The sequence below is a fragment of the Marinilabilia rubra genome (assembly GCF_003121985.1).
GTDB lineage: Bacteria > Bacteroidota > Bacteroidia > Bacteroidales > Marinilabiliaceae > Marinilabilia > Marinilabilia rubra.
Genome location: NZ_QEWP01000006.1, coordinates 114,446 through 133,696, shown reverse-complemented (window position 1 = coordinate 133,696; position 19,251 = coordinate 114,446). Strand labels below are relative to the sequence as shown.

The window sequence follows — 19,251 nt, the reverse complement described above, 5'->3', positions numbered from 1 at the left end:
CCTTTCAGGGCCCTGGTAGCCCAGACTAGCTAATCTTCTCATACTTCGGATTTGCAATCCGGGTTCTCATTAATCCGGGATTTTCAATCCTGTTAAATCATTCCTTCTAAACACAACCAATCCCATAGTTCAACCCCTCATAACCTCCAGAGCAGAAATCTCCCCATAAAAACTCTGCGTCATCGCGCCTCTGCGTTAAGTCTAACTATTTTAACTTTTCTCTTTTCAAAAATCCTATTCAAATTATACTAAATTTGTAGACCATCTTAAATAATTTATAATCAGAATAACACATCGCTTTATGAGAATCCTCACTTCCCTGGCCACTTTAATGGTTGCGGCCTCACTTTTTATGGGTTGTTCTTCCAATAAAAAAGAAGAATCTGCCCATTCTCCTTTTCATCCTCAGATCAGTGCCTTTACCTCGGGGCAGATTTCGGTTAATTCACCTGTCATGGTTGAGTTTGCGTCTCCTGTTCATAAGGCAGAAGCCGGTCAGTCTGTTGCCAAAGGTGTATTGATGATATCTCCTTCGGTAGATGGTGAAGCCACGTGGGCAGGTGACCGCACTCTGGTTTTTAAGCCTTCGGAGATGTTGCCTTCGGGAGAGGAATTTAAGGTTGAAATTGATTTGCCAAAATTGTTACCAGGGGAAGAAGAGCCTTTCTTTTTTACCTTCCGCACCATTGAGCAAAATGCCTGGATCAGTGCCGATATAATGCGGCCGGTTTCGGTCTCCGACTACGAGACCTATCAGGTGACGGCGCGTGTGTCACTGGCCGATGTGGCCGCAAATCAACTGGTGGAAGATGAGGTTGAAGTGACGCTTAACGGGGAAACGGTAAGACCTGAGTGGACGCACATTGATGGACGTAATCATGAATTGACAGTTAATAATGTGCCTCGTAAGGATGCTGCCGGAAAACTTAAAGTAACCATTGCAGAGGGCCCCTTGTCACCCAGGGAGTCCAAGAGCCTGAACATGGTCGTTCCTTCAAAAGATGCTTTCAAAATTATTTCGGCCGGGTTGTCTACCTCCCCACGTAATGTAATTACCGTTACTTTCAGTGATCCGGTAGATCCTGGACAGGATATCTCCGGTTTGTTACTGCTGGATAACAAAGATCTTGACTGGAACATCGACAACAATCAAATTGAACTTTATCCCGGGGACGCGATTACGGGAGAACGCACTTTGGTGATTTTGCCCGATGTAAAAAATATCTCGGGTCGAAAACTCAGCGCAAAAGGAGAATTTTCGTTTGTATTCTCCAGCGAAAAACCCGAGGTGGAAATGATAGGGGATGGCACCATCATGCCATACTCCCAAGGACTTTACATGCCTTTCCGTGCTGTTAGTCTCAAGGCTGTCAGGGTTCGCATCATAAAAATTTATGAACACAACATCGGCCATTTCCTTCAGGTCAACCGTCTGGGAGGTGAATCACAACTGAAACGTGCCGGCCGGTTGGTTCACAGACAGCGTATAAAAATCGATACCGATCCAACAGTGGATCTGTATAAATGGAATACTTTCTCGCTGGATTTAAGCAAGTTTGTCCAGCCCGACCCGGGGGCCATCTACCGTGTTGAGATTGGTTTTGAGAAAGCAGATGCCATTTATCCCTGCGCAAGTGATAATGACCAGGAAGCTACCGTAACGGAAAACACATCCGATCCTGATGAGGAATTCTGGGATCAACCCAATAATTACTACTCCACCTATCCCTATCATTACAACCCCAATTACAGTTGGCGGGAGAGAGACAATCCCTGTTCATCATCTTATTACAACCGCGATAAGTGGGTGGCCAAAAATGTGCTGGCATCTAACCTTGGGTTGCTGGCCAAGCGTGGAACCAACGATGAATTATTGGTGACGGTCACCGATATCAGAACGGCTGAACCCATTAAAAATATTGACGTGGAGGTATTCAATCTCCAGATGGCCAAAATTGCTGAAGGCAAAACCGGAAACGAAGGACTGGTATCCATCCATTTGGATGAAACCCCATTTCTATTGGTTGCCAAACAAGACAAACAACGCGGTTATCTGAGATTGGATGATGGTCAGGCCCTGGCGATAGATCGTTTCGATGTGTCTGGTGAAACCGTAAAGGAAGGATTGCGAGGTTTTATTTTTGGCGAACGTGGAGTTTGGCGTCCGGGCGATTCCATATTTGTCTCGTTTATGCCCATGGAAAGCCAGCCGGGGACTTTGCCTCCAAATCACCCGGTCACTTTTGAACTTACCGACCCGAGAGGTCGCTTGATTGACCGGCAGACCAGCGTCAATCCTGACAATACACTTTACACTTTCAGAACCAAAACATCAGAAGACGCCCCCACAGGTATGTGGCTGGCCCGCATTAAAATGGGGGGTGTGGTGTTTGAAAAATCATTGCGTATTGAAACCATTCGGCCCAATCGCTTAAAGATCAATTTGGAAGTGGTTGATGAAGTGCTGAAATCGGGAAATTCCGGTAACTTTTCCATTCAGTCTGAGTGGCTGCATGGTTCTCCTGCCTCCAAATTGAAAGCCGATGTGAGAATGGATGTGCGTAACGTCAAGACCACTTTTGAGGATTTTCCCGGATATAATTTTGATGATCCCACACGAGATCTTCAGGAGTCGGAGGTAAGTATTTTTGAAGGACAGCTGGATGAATCGGGAGAGACCTCTTTCCGCAAACAAATCCCTGAGTTTGACCGGGCACCCGGAAAGTTGGCCGCGGTATTTACTACCCGTGTTTTCGAAGAAGGTGGTTCATTTAGTATTGCTACTGATAAAGCCCCTTTATCACCGTTCGATGTTTATACCGGTATTCAGACCCCTTCCGGGGATGATCGTGGGTTATTACTAACCGATCAGGACCATCAGATTGATCTGGTTTCGGTAGATGCCAAAGGAAAGCCTGTTGCTGATCAGGAATTGGTTTATATGGTTTACAAAATTGACTGGCGATGGTGGTGGGAGAAATCGGACGAAGATTTGGGCCGTTATATATCTTCGCGCAGTCGCAATATGGTGGATTCAGGCACCCTTAAGACCGATAGAAACGGGAAAGGCAGTTTTCAGTTTCGTGTGAACAAACCCAAGTGGGGGCGTTATCTGATTCGTGTGGTGAATTCCGCATCGGAACACAGCACTGCAACAACCGTGCAGGTTGACTGGCCGGGATGGACCCGCGAGTCGAGAGGTGGGGATGGTGCTTCACATCTTGTATTTGCCACCAATAAAGGAACTTATAAAGCAGGAGAGGATATTGAAGTGACGTTTCCCTCATCTGAGCAGGGGCGTGCACTGGTGAGTATAGAAACCGGCAGCAAAGTGCTGAAAAGCTGGTGGGTGAAACCCGAAGCAAAAGAGACAAAATTTTCTTTTGAAGCTACGGCTGATATGACTCCTAATATTTACATCAGTGTAACGCTGATCCAGCCCTATGAACAAACCGCCAATAACCGGCCTTTGCGGTTGTACGGCATTGTTCCGGCCATGGTGGAAGATCCTGCAACCCGGCTCGAGCCTGAGTTAAAAACCAAAGAGGTGTGGCGGCCCGGTGAAAAAGCAGAAATTGAAGTGAGTGAAGCCAACAACGAGCCAATGGATTATGTGGTTGCGGTGGTGGATGAAGGTCTGCTGGATCTGACCAATTTCCGCACGCCTAATCCATGGAGCAGGTTTAACGCCCGTCAGGCCCTGGGGGTGAAAACCTGGGATTTGTACGATGAGGTATTGGGTGCTTTTGGTGGAAAAATAGAGCAGCTCTTTAGCGTTGGTGGTGATGGCAGTCTTTCGGGGGACAAAGGGCGGAACCAGATGCGCCGCTTTGAGCCCATGGTGCGCTTTTTTGGCCCTTACAAACTCAAAAAACGTAAGGAAAATGAGCACAGTTTTGAGGTGCCCTCCTATACAGGTTCTGTCAGAGTGATGGTGATTGGCTCCAACGGAGAAGCAACAGGAAGCAGCGATGCCACTGTGAAGGTGAAAAAACCGGTAATGGTCTGGAGTTCTCTGCCTCGTGTCCTGGGCCCCAATGAGAAACTCGCCCTGCCGGTGACCGTTTTTGTGACGGAAGACAATATTAGCAATGTGGAAGTTTCGCTAAAGGGTTCCGAACACTACCAGGTGATTGGGGATGCTACAAAGACTCTAAGCTTTGACGGCCCGGGTGACAAGAATGTTTATTTTGAAATAGCTACGAAGCAATTAACCGGTACTTCACAACTTATAATCACAGCCAGGGGTGGCCGCGAAGAAGCGGTGTTGACTAAAAACCTTGAGGTGCGCATACCCAATCCCCCGGTGACCAGAACTCAGTTTGCAGTGTTGGATGGCAATGCATCAGAGACTTTCGACTATCAATTACCTGGCATTGTCGGAACGAACAATGTTCGTCTTGAGGCAAGTACGCTTCCGCCAATGGATCTGACTAAACGACTTACTTATCTGACTGAATATCCTCACGGTTGCATAGAGCAGATTACTTCAGGAGGATTCCCACAACTCTATCTGGATAAAGTGATGGAACCGGACAATGCCCAAAGGAGTAAGATACGAGAAAATGTATCCAGTGTGCTGGAACGCTTTAGCGATTATCAAACTCCTGAGGGTGGATTTGCTTACTGGCCGGGGCAATCGCAGTCCAGTGATTGGGGATCCAGTTATGCCGGACATTTTCTGCTTGAAGCGGAAAAGAAAGGTTATGTGGTAAGACCTTCGATCAAAGACAACTGGCTCAGTTATCAGAAGAAAAAAGCCAAATCGTGGTTACCAAAACCTGAAACGCGTTATTATACCTCCGAGCAAATGTTGCAGGGGTATCGTCTTTACACTCTTGCTCTGGCCGGAGAACCTGCCACTGGTGCCATGAACCGGCTCCGCCAGCAAAGTAGGTTGATTGTTCAGGCCAGATGGCTACTAGCTTCAGCCTATGCTCTCTCAGGCATGCATGAAGTAGCAGAGGAGTTGATGAACCAAACCGGAGATACCGATCAGGCCAGGGTTCAGTACCGTACTTATGGTTCCTCACTTAGGGATAAAGCTATTTTGATCAATGCACTGACGTTGCTGAACAAAAAAGAGACCGCAATGCCCTTGGTTCGTGAGGCGGCAGACCGCATCAGTAAAGACCGCTGGTACAGTACCCAAACAACTGCCTGGACATTGATGAGCATCGTCAACTTTGCAGGACAAAACATGGAAAGCAAAGGGTTGCAATACACATTGACGGTGAACGGAGACAGTCCTGTAACGGTAGGTGCAGAAAAGCCCATCTCTCAGAGGGATATTGATACCGGAAAGAACAATAGTGGAAGCATTGAAGTTAGTAATGACAACAGCAATGAACTTTTTGTGACGTTGGTGATGACCGGAACACCTGCCGGAGTGGATTCAACCAGCTTCTCCGAAAACCTGAACTTGTCCACCCGACTGTTGACAATGGATGACAAGACGCTATCAGCTTCAAAACTGGAGCAGGGCACCGATTTTAAATATGTGGTGAGAATTAGCAACCCGGGAACTGCCGGAGATGCCGAGAACCTGGCATTGACACAAATGGTTCCCTCCGGATGGGAAATCCGTAATACCAGGTTGGAAGGTTCCAACGCCCACGAACGCGACATTCCTGATTACCGGGATATTCGTGACGACAGGGTGCTATCCTACTTCGATCTGAAGGCCGGTGAAAGCAAAGAGTTTGTAGTGGTGGTACACGCCGCATTCCCGGGTGAGTTTTACTTGCCACCCGTGACCTGTGAAGCGATGTACAATCATAACATCCGTGCACGTGTTGCCGGAAGAAAAACAGAGGTGGTAACTCCCTGACGGGGGCTTGTGATCCGTGTTAGATTTTGAGTTTTATACAACAATAGATCGTTAGTCCCGATGCTTCGGGATAGATATAAGATGAATCGTATGGTGCCGAAAATGTGTGTATTAACACAAAGTATATTTAGGTTTAAGCCCCATATTCCGTGACTGTTGTAAAAACATGACGGACTGTCAATTTGGTATGTTCAGCAAAAACAAGGCTGTCAGAATAGGACGGCCTTGACCGATGAGCCAAAAAAGCAAGTGAAGATGGCGTAAAAAAATCTTTTCTGTTTGATTCCGATATTAGATTTTGTTGGTTTTTGGGGCACCCAAAACCTTACAAAACTTAAATCGGGAGAGTTTAAAGATTTTAGCCATCAATCGCTGTTTTTTTGAGTGAAGCGGTCAGAGCCTTGACTTTTTTTGATTACTTTTTTGTGTCAAGACAAAATAAGTAATTGGGGTTATAGGGGCAACGCCCCTAATATTCTGTATTTTGGGCTTTTACTTAAATATTTTCAAGGGATAAAAGCCATTCAGGGTTAAAGGGATGAAATCCCTGCAATATGGCTTAAGGAGGTGCGGATTTCAAATCCGCACCAGCAGAGGGAATAAGAATATAATCGGTCTCTGAAAGAGGCCAACATTCCATAATTCATCGCAATATCCGGAATAGTTGGCCCCTTCCAGGGACCATGTAATCCCTACCTCTAACCCCCCGGGCTTACCTGCCCGGGGTTATTTACATTTGCCCCTTATCAGGGACAAGTAGGGCCAGCATTTTTTAATGCACCTTGTACGTATTTACAATACTCCGTTATCCCGATGGATCGGGATTGTAAAGCGGTGCAAGCCGACAACATACCATTTAGGAGGTGTTTGTTGTTAAAATACAGAATATCAAGATTGCATGAAACATTTTATATCTAACGATCTATTGTATTTAAAAGAAGAACCTAATTATTAATATCATCGCAAATATTAACTTAAGCCAGTCTAGCCTCTAACCTCTAACCTCTAGCCTCTAACCTCTAACCTCTAGCCTCTAACCTCTAACCTCTAACATCTAATGATCTAACATCTAAGAATCTATCTTTTATGCAATACATCGATTTTCATACACATACCCCCCCTGAGGATAAGAAGCACGTAAGGGCGATTGTGAGCTGTGTAGCTCCCGAACCGCTGGAAAAATACGAAAACGGGAATCTGTTTTCTTATGGAATTCATCCATGGTACACCAAAGGGCATGATATCGGGAAACTTCTGGCTCATGTGCGCGATATGGCCCATTTTAATAAAGTTGTAGCCATAGGAGAAGCAGGTCTTGATAAATTAAAGGGACCACAAATGGGAGAGCAGAAAAAAATATTTTGCTATCACATAGAAATTTCGGAGGAGGTTAAAAAACCTCTGATCATACACTCTGTAAAGGCCAATAACGAGGTGCTGAGGTTACGGAAAAAAATGTCACCTTTGCAGCCATGGATTATTCATGGTTTTGCGGGTCATCCTCAGGAGATGCAGCAATTTGTGGATGCCGGATTCTACTTGTCTTTTGGACCCAAAATCCTGTATCATAACAACAGGGCATCAGAGTCTTTGGCAGAAGTCCCGGACGATCGGTTTTTTCTGGAAACAGATCATACCAATAAAACGATTTCGGGACTTTACGACCGGGCAGCAGACATCAGAGGCATTTCTCTGAAAGAGCTTGAAAAAACCATAAACAAAAATTTTAAAACAATATTTGACTGATTTCATGGAGTGGCTGGAACGTACAGAGTTGTTGATTGGTGAAGAAAAAGTAAAGAAACTGAATGGCGCACATGTTTTGGTGGCCGGTCTTGGCGGCGTAGGCTCCTGGTGTGCTGAAATGCTGGCAAGGGCAGGAGTGGGGGAGATGACCATTATCGACGGCGATGTGGTGCAACCATCGAACCGCAATCGCCAGTTGCCGGCACTGGAACATACCGAAGGTCACACCAAAACCAGTATAATGGTTGACCGTTTAAAGGCCATCAATCCTGAAATTGTATTACACGCATTTGATCATTTTCATACCGGCGAGGATTTCCGGGCCCTGCTTCAAAAGCCCGTTGATTATGTGGTGGATGCCATTGACTCCCTCAGTCCCAAAGTTTTTCTAATTCTAGCTGCAATGGAAAACAACCGGCCATTGATTTCTTCCATGGGGGCAGGAGGGAAAATGAATCCCGAAAAAATTGAGATTGTCGACATCAGCAAGTCCTATCATTGTAACCTGGCGAGAATGGTGCGTAAACGACTGACCAAATTCGATATTAAAAAAGGGTTTGACGTGGTTTTTAGTCCCGAACCGGTGCATAAGTCGGCCATTGTACAGACAGAAGGGGAACGCAACAAAAAGACCACTGTTGGCACCATTTCGTACATGCCGGCGATATTTGGAATGATGGCAGCTTCGAAGGTGATTCGGGAGTTGGTGAAATAGGAGCAGCACAATAAGCTATGATCAGTAAACAATGATCTGGGGGTGGTTAGCCACCGTATTCAGTCCTCGTTTCAAGGCCCTGCACAAAGGCCAATCTCAGAGCCAAGGCTAACGGCACCTCGGAGATTAGTGAAGAACGTGTGATTCGGATTCATTTATACACTGACCAAGGAGTTGGCCGAGGAAGTGCGTGATGGTGCCCGCTTTGTTTTTAATGATGATCCCGAGACCTTGGACGGTTTTTATACCAGATATAATTAGATTTTTGTTTTAAAGGCTGTTGAAGACAGGAGTCCGGTTTTGGCAACGGGCTCTTTTTTTGTCTTACGGTGCCGCCAATCAATATGCCTGATTGTCTCAAGCAGGAAGAGTGTTGTATGTCCCCGGGAGGGGTTGCACAAGGCAGGAAGCAAAGGTTTAAGCCCCTGAGGTGCATTGTTTGCAGCCTGGGGGGGGTGGACCTCAACCTCGAGGGGGTGTAAGCCGCCCGGAAGGGGGTTGCAGCCGGCCTGAGCCAATTTGTTGCCGCCCGGGAGGCCTTGCAAACAGCCTGAAAGCATTTGTAATTGCCCGGGAGCCAAATTGCATCCGCCCGGGAGGGGTTGCAATGAACCGGAGGCATCCGTGGGTGCCATGAGGGGGATGTAACTGGACGGGAGAATTATATTTTGAATAATTTTGCTTATCCCCCTGTTTTCTCTTCTTCCAGTTTCCCCCATCACCCTTCAACCCTTTTCCCTTCAACCACTAATTTTTCGTTTCTTTGCACCATGATAGAATCGATAGTAAATCCGTTAGGTACAAGTTGGGGCATTTGGTTGATAACGTTATTTAGTGCATGGCTGGTGGGTGTTTCCAAGAGTGGCTTGAAAGGGATTGCCATGGTAACGATTCCGTTGCTGGCGCACTTTTACGGGGGGATGGCTTCTGCAGGGTTATTGGTGACCTTTCTGGTTTTTGGCGATATGTTTGCCATTCGGTACTACTATAAAAGTCTGAGATGGGAGCATATCAAAAAATTGTATCCGTATGCCCTGGCCGGTATCGCAATGGCACTTGTAGTGGGAGAGATGATATCTGACAGTCAGTTCAGAACCATTATTGGTGTCTCCGTACTTTTATGTTTGGGACTTATCTTTTATCGCGATTATTCGGGCAACCCGGATGGTTTTACACGCAAAAACTGGTTTGCCAGAACCCTTGGAGTGTCGGGTGGATTTGCAACAATGATAGGCAATGCTGCAGGGCCTATTTTTAATTTATACCTGCTTTCTATGCGCCTGCCCAAAAACAGTTTCATTGCCACAGGAGCGGTATTCTATCTGAGCTTGAACCTGCTGAAAATCCCTCTTCACTTTTTTGTGTGGGAATCGATCTCGATGGATACGCTTCAGCTCAATTTTGTGATGTTACCCGCTGTCTGGCTGGGCTCCGTTACCGGGAAGTATCTGGTACGGTTTATTCCCGAGAAAGAGTTCAGGATATTTGTGACCATTGTGATTGCTGTTTCGGCCCTTTTGTTGTTTTTTAAATAAAAAATCCCGCAGATACTTTGTCTATCCGCGGGATTGTCTTTATTGACAGAGTTACTACTGACAGTTAATTCTTAGTTTTAGAGAATCTGCAATGTTTGTCCAATCAATGGCTGTAATACTGCCATCATCATGAACCGGGAAAAATGCTCCGTTTTCAAAACCTCCATAAGGTTTTTGGGACAGGAAAATGCCATCGGTGTTGCGGGTAATCTTTCCCGCAAAACTCCCCAGGTATTTCAACGATTTACGGTCGAATACCGGGAAATTGTTGTTGATCACATCCTGATCGGTTGTCACGTAATATCCTGAAGTGTCTTCATCACATGCCCACAGGGCCATGCCTTCAGGCTCGTATCTAAAATACTGATGAGAAATAATTTCGCCGGTGAACTTCCCTTCAGGAGTATAGATTTTGATATTGCGTTGCATTTCATATTCATCGGCGATCAGTAAACGGTTCAGGGGCTGGTCCCACAAAATGGACTCTACTTTGTACAATATACCTTCGCCTGATGTGTCTCCAAAAGCATTTAAATGTTCTGCCTGAATGCTGTCATTTTTCGCGGTAAATGCAAAATGATGCACCCTGTGGTAAAGACTGTCAACAGGAGGAATGGATTCATCAGCCATCTCGTAGTTGTCGGTAACAAACAACTCATAGCCTTTGCTGGTTTTTTGGATGGCGATGCCATAGGGCCGGATGAGTTGGTCCTCCCCTAATGTTCCAAGGGGTTGACAAGCGGGTAAAGAGAAAATTTGCACCCGGCGGTTGTCACGTTCCACAATCAGGGCTAGTGAATCAATAACAGCAATACCATTGGGGCGCATCAGCTCGCCCATTCCTGAGCCTTCTGTTCCAAAGGTCTTGATTTTACGACCATCTTTGGCATCAAAAACAAAAATGCTGTGACCTTCTTTGGCAGTGGCAAGCAGCCAGTTTTCACCTTCGGGTCCATGCCATAACGCCGGACTGTCCACATTATCTGATTCGTCCCTTTGGGTGTGGAAAGCTTCTTCAATTACCGCTACTGGCTCACATGGACAGGGTTCTTTTACAATGCTGTTGCGGTTTTGCTGAGCTGCGGTCAGTACAAATACAAGGATGCCTGCTGCAATAATGGTTATGATTAAGAGGAAAATTTTTACAGATTTAAAATCCATGATTCTGGTTTTTGATTTAATTTACAATAAAATAGAGGGGGATTCAATGAGGTTTCACAGTGTTTAGAAATTGAGTTTAACACCAAAATTCCCCCACCATGAATAGAATTCCTGCTGTTCGGGCCTTGAAGTCACGCCATTGTAATAGCGAAGAGGTGCATTGGTCAGGTTCATGACTTCGGCAAACAGGCGAATGTTGGAAGTGAGCTTCTGGCTGGCAGAAACATCCAATTGAAAACGCTCATCGTAATAACGATCTGAATCACTGGTTTCGCGAATTTCATCCACAAAAGCTCCGGCATAGTTCAACGAAATACGACTGCTGAAACCGCCTTTTTCGTAAGAGAGGGCAAAGTTGGCCACGTTTTCAGCCTGCCCGGGAAGACTTACCGTACGTTGGGTACCGCCATCGGTGGTTAAATCAGCTTCCGACCAGGTGTAAGTATAGTTGGCGTAGATTCCAAAACCGCTGGCAAAACCCGGCAGAAAATCCAGCTGACGCTGGAGGTTGACTTCAAATCCGAAAAGATCTGCTTCCTCTCCATTTACGGGCTGTGTAGTTTCATATCCCAGATAGGGCCCTGCCTGCGCATATTCGAAGTTACTGATGTAGATGAAGTCTTTGATCTGTTTGTAAAACAAACCTCCTGAGATGATACCCACATTGGAGAAGTAATACTCGCTCATCAGGTCGAAGTTCATAGAACGGGCAGCATCCAAATCGGGATTTCCCAGTTCCAGTTCTTCATCTTCATGGGCAATGATGCGATACGGCGCCAGATCGAAATATCTGGGTTTGGCAAAAGTGTTGGTCCATGCCAGACGAAGTTTGCCATTCTGCCCCATATCGTAAGTAAGGTGAACCATGGGCAGGAAGAAGTCAAAGGTGTTTTCCGAATTGGTGGAAGGAATGGGGGTAATCAAATCGCCTTCCACATCAAACTCGGTGATATTGGCTGTGTATTCTACCTTTGTATGCTCGTAGCGCACACCAAAGAGTGTTGAGAAGTTACCGGCCTTTAAATCTGTCATTAAATACCCTGCGTAAGTATTTTCTGTGGCATCATAATCCTCGGCGTTTGAGGCCTCCATGGAGTCCTCCTCTTCGTTTTCAAAATCGGAGCGGTGGTTATCAAAGAGATCTGATACGGTGCTTCGGGTTGGAAAGCGACCAACCCCCTTGGCATACTTGTTCTCCAGAAAGTCGGGGTCTTCAAAATTGCCGAGTATTTCAGGGAAGGTTACATCACCACCATAATCATAGATGTTTTCGGTGATGTCGCGGTCTTTGCTCTTAAACCGGGCCAATCCTCCATACTTTAAATACCCGTGTGTGTTTCCGGAGAGTTCGAAATTTGTCTTCAGGTTTAACCGGGTTGTGAAGTGTTGGTCAGTAGTGATTTCTGAAGCATCACCAAATTCATCAAACTCATACAAAGAATAGTTGTAAGGATTTCCACCCATGGAGGAAAACTGCGGATAGTCAGGGTTCCCACGATCAAAGTTAATGAAGTCACCCATGTCATCTTCCATGGTATAACTGATCTCCCGGTCGCTGGGTGTATTTTGATCAGAATAGGAGTAAGACAACATGTAGTCAATGGATGTTTTCCGGCTCAAAAGATGCTCTCCGCCGGCAGACAGACTGAAAACTTGTTGTTCCTCCAGACGGTCTTTAAAATCCCGTGCCAGTTCGTCAGCAGCAATGGTAAATCGACGGCGGTATTCCTGGTCGGAGAAGTAGTTGTAGTTACCCCTCAGGAAAACAACTGAATTATCACTAAAACGGTAATCCACTCCGGATACAAGTCCCAGTCTTTTACGGGTCAGTTCGTAATCACGTAACTGCAATTCATCCAGTTCGCCTTCGTCGTATTCCATTTCGTTGTTGTTCGAAGCGCGATTGGAACGGTTGTAGCTTCCTGAGATCATATAGCCAAATTGATTTCGGTCTCCCGTGCGGTTTCCAAAGGCAAGAGATCCCCGTCCGGAGACAGGGGACAAGTCCTCAACCAGATTGTTGTAGCCGGTACTGGCAGTCATGCTCAAAACACGGTTGCCCGATACGGCTCCCATGGTATTCAGGTTAACCGATCCACCAATAGCGTCTCCGTCCATATCGGGGGTGATGGCTTTGGTGACTTCAATGCTCGATAGAATGTCAGAGGGAATCATATCAAGAGCAACGGTACGGTCATCGCCTTCGGGGGCAGCAATTTGTTCCCCGTTGATGGTAACGTTGCTGAGGTTTGGGTCGGTACCGCGAATCTGTACATAACGTCCTTCGCCCTGATCGCGTTGAACAGAGATTCCGGGGATTCTTTGAAGGGCCTCAGCCACGTTGGGATCGGGAAATCGTCCGATGAGGTCGGCCGATACGATGTTCTTAATGTTTGGCGCGGTTTTTTGCTGGTTAAGCGCTTTGGCTTGTCCGTGCAAGGCAGATCCAACGGTTATACCCTCAAGCATGATGCCGCCTTCGAGGGTGAAATCCTGAGGAGTGGTTTCACCTTCATCGACGGTAACGCTGACAACTTGTGTGTCGAAACCAATGAAGCTGACAGACAGTTCGTAATCACCTGAAGATAAGTTTGCGATGCGGTATTTTCCTTCACGGTCCGTGACAGCGCCTTTTTCAATAGATTCAATGTAAACATTGGCACCCGGAAGCGGAAATTGTTCGGTATCCAATACCCTTCCGTTGATGCTTCCATGGCCTTGTGCCAATAGATTGGCCGCCATAACAAAAAATAGAGTAATAAAAACAGAGAACCTGGGAGTGTTCATAGTGGAATAGTTTTTTAGAATTTGTGCAAAGCAACAAATTGAATATTAACCGGGTATTAGATCAGCTTCAACAGATGTTTATTTGTGAAAAACAGGTGGATATGGATAAAGTGCTAAAGGATTGGATGATGAGTTGAGATTCATTAAAGAAAAATTAACTCATTCTTAGATAAATCTTAATTTTTGTTTCTAAAAGGCACTCTGACATCCATCATTCCCATTTGGGGAAATTTCATTAACTTTAAACCCATTATTTGCATTGTTTAAACCGTAATATCATGAATATAGACTGGGCAAACTTATCATTTAGCTATTTGGATACTGATTACAATGTTCGATGCTATTATCGCGACGGAAAATGGGGTGAACTGGAAGTTTCCTCCTCCAATCAGATAAATATCCATATGGCAGCCACATCGCTTCATTATGGACAGGAAGCATTTGAAGGCTTGAAAGCTTATCGCGGGAAAGACGATAAAATCCGTATTTTCAGGGCTGCAGATAATGCCAAACGCATGATTACTTCATCGCAGGGTATTATGATGGCCGAAGTTCCTGAAGAGCTTTTTGTGAAAGCTGTTGAAAAAGCTGTTGCTCTTAATAAACGTTTTGTCCCTCCCTATGAATCCGGAGCAGCTCTTTATATTCGCCCATTGCTGATTGGATCAGGTCCCAAGGTTGGTGTTCAGCCGGCGGAAGAATACCTGTTCATGGTATTTGTGACCCCTGTAGGTCCTTATTTCAAAGAAGGGTTTAAACTGACCAATGTGGCTGTGATGCGTGAGTATGATCGTGCAGCGCCACATGGTACAGGGAATATCAAGGTGGGTGGTAACTATGCAGCAAGTCTGAAAGCCGGCATGATTGCAAAGGACAAAGGATATTCTGCGGTTCTTTATCTCGATAGCCGTGAAAAGAAATTCATTGACGAGTGTGGTCCTGCCAACTTTTTTGGTATAAAAGATAATACTTACATCACCCCCGAATCGAAATCAATCTTGCCCTCAATTACCAATAAGAGCTTAATTCAGTTGGCTCAGGATATGGGGATGAAGACCGAAAGGCGGCCCATTCCGTTTGATGAAGTAAAAACTTTTGAGGAAGTTGGGCAATGCGGAACAGCGGCAGTGATTAGTCCTGTCGGGCGCATCGACGACGTTGACAATGATGAGTCATTTAGCTTTACAAAAGATGGGGAGCCCGGACCGGTTTCTAAGAAACTCTACCATAAATTACGGGCCATTCAGTATGGCGATGAACCGGATCCTTACGGCTGGGTAACCGTTCTTGAAGATAAATAAAAAAAGCGCCTTTTTGAGGCGCTTTTTTTATGGTAACTATTTTACTTCCTCGTAATCAACGTATTCTCCTGTGTTTCCATGATTCTTCTTATTTGATTGCTTTTGTGAAGAATCGTATTCGATGGTAACTTTCCCTTCTTCGTGCTTTTGCTTGTTAAAATAATCTCGTTGGGCTTCCTCCTGTTTTCTTTGCATCTTTTTTGCCTGGTTAGATAGCAAAAATGGAAAAAGAAAACGAAATATACCTTTGAAAATGTAATAGAAAAGAACGGCGAAAAGGATTATTTTTAGTAATGTACCCATAGCATTCTGCTTTGTTCGATTAATTTAATTCATTGCAGCCGCTTCCATTTCGGTTGCGGCTATATCCTGCTCCATTTCTGCCTCCGTGTTTGCCGAGGTCTGCAAAACTGAATCGGCATCTGATTTGATCAGTTCAACGGCCTTCTGAAGCACTTCATCCTGCTCACTAATGATTGGGTAAAAACCTTCATTGTCTATTATGTTGCGGGCAATATACGCTTTAGCTTCCACTTTCAATAATTCTTTAGAAACCTGAAATTCTTTCCGGTTGAATTTAATGCCTTTCTGACTGGCAAAATCGGTAAGCATTTTTGCTATTGGCTGCTGATCCAGATATCCCTTCAATTCATTGGCTGTTTCATATTTAGAAAGCTCAGAACGATTGTTGTCGCTGTATTCAAGAGCAAACTGATAAAGTATTCCCTGCTCGCGCAGGTTATAATAATACTCGCTGCGATCGGATGTATCTGTAGGAACGAAGTAGTCGGGCATAATGCCACCGCCACCATATACTGTGCGGCCTCCCACCGTTTCATACATTAAAGAATCATTGACATCAATGCTGTCTCTTTCAAAGAACTCCCCATGTTCATATCTGTGAATAATGTCTTTGTAATAGTCTTCCACACCGTTTTCGTAAGGTTTCTGTATACAGCGGCCGCTTGGGGTATAATAACGGGCTATCGTTAATCTGAGGGCTCCTCCTGCAGGAACCGGGAATTGTTGCTGAACCAAACCTTTGCCAAAAGAGCGTCGTCCAACAACCAGCCCGCGATCATTGTCCTGCATTGCTCCCGCAAAAATTTCACTCGCCGAAGCACTGAATTCATCAATGAGGACCGTAACTTCAGTGTCTTTACAGGACCCGGATCCGTTGGCATAAACATCCTGGCGTTTGCTGTTGACCCCTTCAGTATAAACGATCATGTCACCTTTGTCAAGAAACTCATTGACCATGCTGATAGCGATATCCAGGTAGCCGCCCGAATTCTGACGAAGGTCCATGATGATGCTTTTGCAGTTGTTGGCTTTCAGTTTTGCCAGTGCTGAAAGCAGCTCCTGATAGGTATTGCGGGCAAACCGATTGACTTTTATGTAGCCGATGGAGTCTGTCACCATGTAGGATACATCCACACTGTAAAGCGGAATATTTCCCCGGGTGATCTCAAAATCCAGTAATTTATCTTTGTTTCTTCGTTGAATGCCCACATTTACTTTGGTGCCAATGTCTCCTCTCAGCATGTTGACCACCTCATTGGTTGGGGTATCCACGCCGGCAATAACAGAATCATTTACGGTAATAATTCTGTCCCCGGGCAAGATTCCCACCTTTTCGGAAGGGCCTCCTGAAACCACACTTATGACCAGCACTGTATCGTTCTGCATGCTGAATTGCACGCCAATTCCTCCAAAATTTCCTTCCAGCTCCTGGTTGGCAGCTTCCAGATCTTTGGGAGGAATGTAAACGGTATGAGGGTCTAATTTCTTTAATACATCAGGTATGATATTCTCTACCAGCTGATCTGTATCAATACTGTCGACATATTGCTCATCAATCAAATTGATGATGGTCTGGAGCTTGCCGGCTTCCGGATACATCATGAGTCTCTGACCTGATTTGCCATTCCCGGAGGGACTGGTCATTCGGCCAATGAGCATGCCGGCGACAAGTACAACGGCAAGTATGATTGGAAGGTAAATCTGTCTTTTTGAGTTCTTCTTTTCTGTCATCTTTTTTCCTGTCTTCTTTCTTCCGGCCGGAGAAGCCAAAAGAATGTATTTTGGTTCGGTTAATTCCTGCAATAATTGTACCTTGATTAAGGAAGTTCCTCTGGATCTCGAAATTCTAATTGAACGACCTCTGTTTTTGCCCGCTCAAGCAGCTTAATGCCGTCCTCAACCCTGTATTTTTCTGAAAAAACAACCCTGCATATCCCGGCCTGAATAATCAGTTTGGCGCATTCGAGGCAGGGGGAAGAGGTTACATACAAGGTGGCCCCCCTTGAACTGTTGCCTGATTGAGCAACCTTGGTAATGGCATTGGCTTCGGCATGAAGCACATAGGGCTTGGTTTTGTTGTTTTCGTCTTCACAAATATTCTCAAAGCCGGAAGGTGTCCCGTTGTAACCATCGCTGATGATCATTTTATCTTTGACAAGAAGCGCACCTACCTGCCTTCTTTGGCAATAGCTGTTTTTTGCCCATATGCGGGCCATATCTAAATATCGGCGATCCAATAATTGTTGTTTCTTGTGATTTTCCGGATTTTGCATAGTAAAAATATAATGTAGTGCCACAAAATTAACAAAGAAAGTGACTTGGAGGTTGTGATGGGAAAAAAAACGGGTTTAAAATAAAAAAGGCCCTCTCAGATTATGCTTCCGAGACGGCCTTTCCTTTTGAGTTTAGTTTTGCTTATTGTTCAAAAATTAATTCGTTTCCTTTTTCATCCAAATAAGTTACCTCCCCAAATTTTTCCAAAGTACCTTTTAGTTCACTGGCTTTGCCATTGACGATAACCACGGATTCAAAGGGCTTTACATATTTTTTTGCCATTTCGCGAATGTCATCCGTTGTTACTTCGTAATATTTAGAAACCCTTGTTTGTAAATAATCATCAGGCAAATTATAGAAATCCTTGGTCATAGCAAAAGACATATAAGGAATGGGGGCAATGCCACTTAAGGAGCGGGTAAATTCTCCAATTAAACTGCTTTTGGCAATCTTAAGATCCTCATCAGAAACATCGAAATTTCTAATTCGCAACATTTCAAGAATAATATTCTCAAGGGCATAGGCAGTTTGATCGGTACGTACGGTTGTCCATATTGTGGCTCTTCCACCATTATCATCAGGAGTGAGGCTTGATCTGACAAAGTAGCACAGACCTTTGTCTTCTCTTATGTTTTTATACAAATATGAAAGCTGACTTTCTCCGAGGATTTCGTTAAGCACTTCTACTTTAACACTGTTTTCGTCATGCGGATAGGCATCACCCATAATCCAGTTAACATTTATTCTTGATTGAACATTATTGGGTTTATCAACCACGTATATTTTCCGGTTTTTAATGATGGCTTTGTCCGATTTTATTTGCCGCTCCCTGCTGTAAGATTTCCCTGGCTGCCAGTTACCAAAATATTTTTGCATTAGTCTTTTGGTTTCTTTTGGGGTGAAATCGCCAATGAGTACGGCAACTGCATTATTTGAGGCAATTCTTTTTTCTACAAAATCTTCTACCTCTTCTATTCCAATACTATCATAGTTGAGAGCAATCTTCTTGTTTATTTCTTGTTTAGCGGACGAACCGTGCAATAATGAATCGATTAAATTTTCCGGGTTAAATTCATCATTACCATAAACAGAAGCTGATGGGTCTTTATTCTCCTGCGACTTTTCATATTCTTCCGCTTCAGTCTTTATGTATTCTTCTTTGACGACAGGATGAAACAGAAGATCGGTATACATATCGAGCAGTGGTTCTATATCCCGATTCATCCCCTTTATGGTTCCACCAGTAGTTGTTGCATTTAGCATGGCCCCTTTTAAGTTAACCAGTGAGTCGATTTCCCCTCCGGGGTATTTTTTCGATAATTTGGCATAGTAGGCCTTCAGCAATATGCCTTTTTCTTCCTGTCTCTCGTCCTCTTTAAAGCCAGGCTGTTCAATATTTAAAGTAAGGGTGAATTTTGGATATTTTTTCACAGGTGCTAAATAAACCTGCATGCCATTATCCATTTTTATTGGAATTAGAACGCCTACATCCAATTTTTCAGGTCTGTTGGGTTCGGGAGCATGGGTTCTGTCCACCTGGGCCTTAATTGAGAAACAAATAAACAGAACAGTAAGTGATAATATTATCTTTTTCATGTT

At 44.8% G+C, this 19,251-nt stretch carries 12 protein-coding genes; 5 read left to right on the top strand and 7 right to left on the bottom strand.

Translation table 11 applies throughout. From position 1 onward, the window contains the following. Positions 1-301: 301 nt before the first annotated feature. The 3 genes from DDZ16_RS09235 to DDZ16_RS09225 all read left to right on the top strand — a co-directional run bounded on the left by DDZ16_RS09235 (position 302) and on the right by DDZ16_RS09225 (position 8,291). Positions 302-5,830, top strand: coding sequence for an alpha-2-macroglobulin family protein (locus DDZ16_RS09235; protein ID WP_109264163.1), 5,529 nt, complete (start codon positions 302-304; stop codon positions 5,828-5,830). A gap of 1,086 nt (positions 5,831-6,916) precedes the next feature. Further along, on the top strand, positions 6,917-7,576 hold the full coding sequence (locus DDZ16_RS09230; RefSeq protein WP_109264162.1) for a TatD family hydrolase: 660 nt from the start codon (positions 6,917-6,919) through the stop codon (positions 7,574-7,576). Then, positions 7,569-8,291 (top strand): tRNA threonylcarbamoyladenosine dehydratase, encoded by a 723-nt coding sequence (locus DDZ16_RS09225; RefSeq protein WP_232526599.1) that lies wholly within the window; start codon positions 7,569-7,571, stop codon positions 8,289-8,291. The genes DDZ16_RS09230 and DDZ16_RS09225 overlap by 8 nt, the downstream gene beginning before the upstream one ends. A 257-nt stretch (positions 8,292-8,548) precedes the next feature. On the opposite strand, the gene DDZ16_RS09220 is transcribed toward DDZ16_RS09225, so the two are convergent. Then, entirely contained in the window at positions 8,549-8,926 is a 378-nt protein-coding gene (locus DDZ16_RS09220; protein WP_146192223.1) for a hypothetical protein, read from the bottom strand. A gap of 135 nt (positions 8,927-9,061) precedes the next feature. Between DDZ16_RS09220 and DDZ16_RS09215 the strand changes: the two genes are divergently transcribed. Continuing rightward, positions 9,062-9,826: a sulfite exporter TauE/SafE family protein gene (locus DDZ16_RS09215; protein ID WP_232526598.1), complete on the top strand. Its 765-nt coding sequence runs from the start codon at positions 9,062-9,064 to the stop codon at positions 9,824-9,826. A gap of 54 nt (positions 9,827-9,880) precedes the next feature. On the opposite strand, the gene DDZ16_RS09210 is transcribed toward DDZ16_RS09215, so the two are convergent. After that, complete coding sequence (locus DDZ16_RS09210) at positions 9,881-10,987, bottom strand: NHL repeat-containing protein (RefSeq protein ID WP_109264158.1); 1,107 nt, start codon at positions 10,985-10,987, stop codon at positions 9,881-9,883. Between the two features lie 63 nt (positions 10,988-11,050). Next, complete coding sequence (locus tag DDZ16_RS09205) at positions 11,051-13,774, bottom strand: TonB-dependent receptor (protein WP_109264157.1); 2,724 nt, start codon at positions 13,772-13,774, stop codon at positions 11,051-11,053. Positions 13,775-14,052: 278 nt separating this feature from the next. Between DDZ16_RS09205 and DDZ16_RS09200 the strand changes: the two genes are divergently transcribed. After that, complete coding sequence (locus tag DDZ16_RS09200; protein WP_109264156.1) at positions 14,053-15,075, top strand: branched-chain amino acid aminotransferase; 1,023 nt, start codon at positions 14,053-14,055, stop codon at positions 15,073-15,075. Between the two features lie 36 nt (positions 15,076-15,111). Here the strand turns inward: DDZ16_RS09200 and DDZ16_RS09195 are convergent, their stop codons facing one another. From DDZ16_RS09195 to DDZ16_RS09180, 4 genes are all read right to left on the bottom strand, one after another. Then, positions 15,112-15,378, bottom strand: coding sequence for a DUF4834 family protein (locus DDZ16_RS09195; protein WP_109264155.1), 267 nt, complete (start codon positions 15,376-15,378; stop codon positions 15,112-15,114). A gap of 24 nt (positions 15,379-15,402) precedes the next feature. Next, on the bottom strand, positions 15,403-17,109 hold the full coding sequence (locus DDZ16_RS09190) for a S41 family peptidase (RefSeq protein WP_109264299.1): 1,707 nt from the start codon (positions 17,107-17,109) through the stop codon (positions 15,403-15,405). Positions 17,110-17,195: 86 nt separating this feature from the next. Continuing rightward, positions 17,196-17,651 (bottom strand): deoxycytidylate deaminase, encoded by a 456-nt coding sequence (locus DDZ16_RS09185; RefSeq protein ID WP_109264154.1) that lies wholly within the window; start codon positions 17,649-17,651, stop codon positions 17,196-17,198. Positions 17,652-17,793: 142 nt separating this feature from the next. Further along, positions 17,794-19,248: a M16 family metallopeptidase gene (locus DDZ16_RS09180; protein ID WP_109264153.1), complete on the bottom strand. Its 1,455-nt coding sequence runs from the start codon at positions 19,246-19,248 to the stop codon at positions 17,794-17,796. Positions 19,249-19,251 lie beyond the last annotated feature (3 nt).

Excerpts from the sequence above, each read along its gene's own strand:
- DDZ16_RS09235 (WP_109264163.1), top strand. The coding sequence starts at position 302 with ATGAGAATCCTCACTTCCCTGGCCACTTTAATGGTTGCGGCCTCACTT.
- DDZ16_RS09230 (WP_109264162.1), top strand. The coding sequence starts at position 6,917 with ATGCAATACATCGATTTTCATACACATACCCCCCCTGAGGATAAGAAG.
- DDZ16_RS09220 (WP_146192223.1), bottom strand. The coding sequence starts at position 8,926 with ATGGCACCCACGGATGCCTCCGGTTCATTGCAACCCCTCCCGGGCGGA.
- DDZ16_RS09215 (WP_232526598.1), top strand. The coding sequence starts at position 9,062 with ATGATAGAATCGATAGTAAATCCGTTAGGTACAAGTTGGGGCATTTGG.
- DDZ16_RS09210 (WP_109264158.1), bottom strand. The coding sequence starts at position 10,987 with ATGGATTTTAAATCTGTAAAAATTTTCCTCTTAATCATAACCATTATT.
- DDZ16_RS09205 (WP_109264157.1), bottom strand. The coding sequence starts at position 13,774 with ATGAACACTCCCAGGTTCTCTGTTTTTATTACTCTATTTTTTGTTATG.
- DDZ16_RS09200 (WP_109264156.1), top strand. The coding sequence starts at position 14,053 with ATGAATATAGACTGGGCAAACTTATCATTTAGCTATTTGGATACTGAT.
- DDZ16_RS09195 (WP_109264155.1), bottom strand. The coding sequence starts at position 15,378 with ATGGGTACATTACTAAAAATAATCCTTTTCGCCGTTCTTTTCTATTAC.
- DDZ16_RS09190 (WP_109264299.1), bottom strand. The coding sequence starts at position 17,109 with ATGACAGAAAAGAAGAACTCAAAAAGACAGATTTACCTTCCAATCATA.
- DDZ16_RS09185 (WP_109264154.1), bottom strand. The coding sequence starts at position 17,651 with ATGCAAAATCCGGAAAATCACAAGAAACAACAATTATTGGATCGCCGA.
- DDZ16_RS09180 (WP_109264153.1), bottom strand. The coding sequence starts at position 19,248 with ATGAAAAAGATAATATTATCACTTACTGTTCTGTTTATTTGTTTCTCA.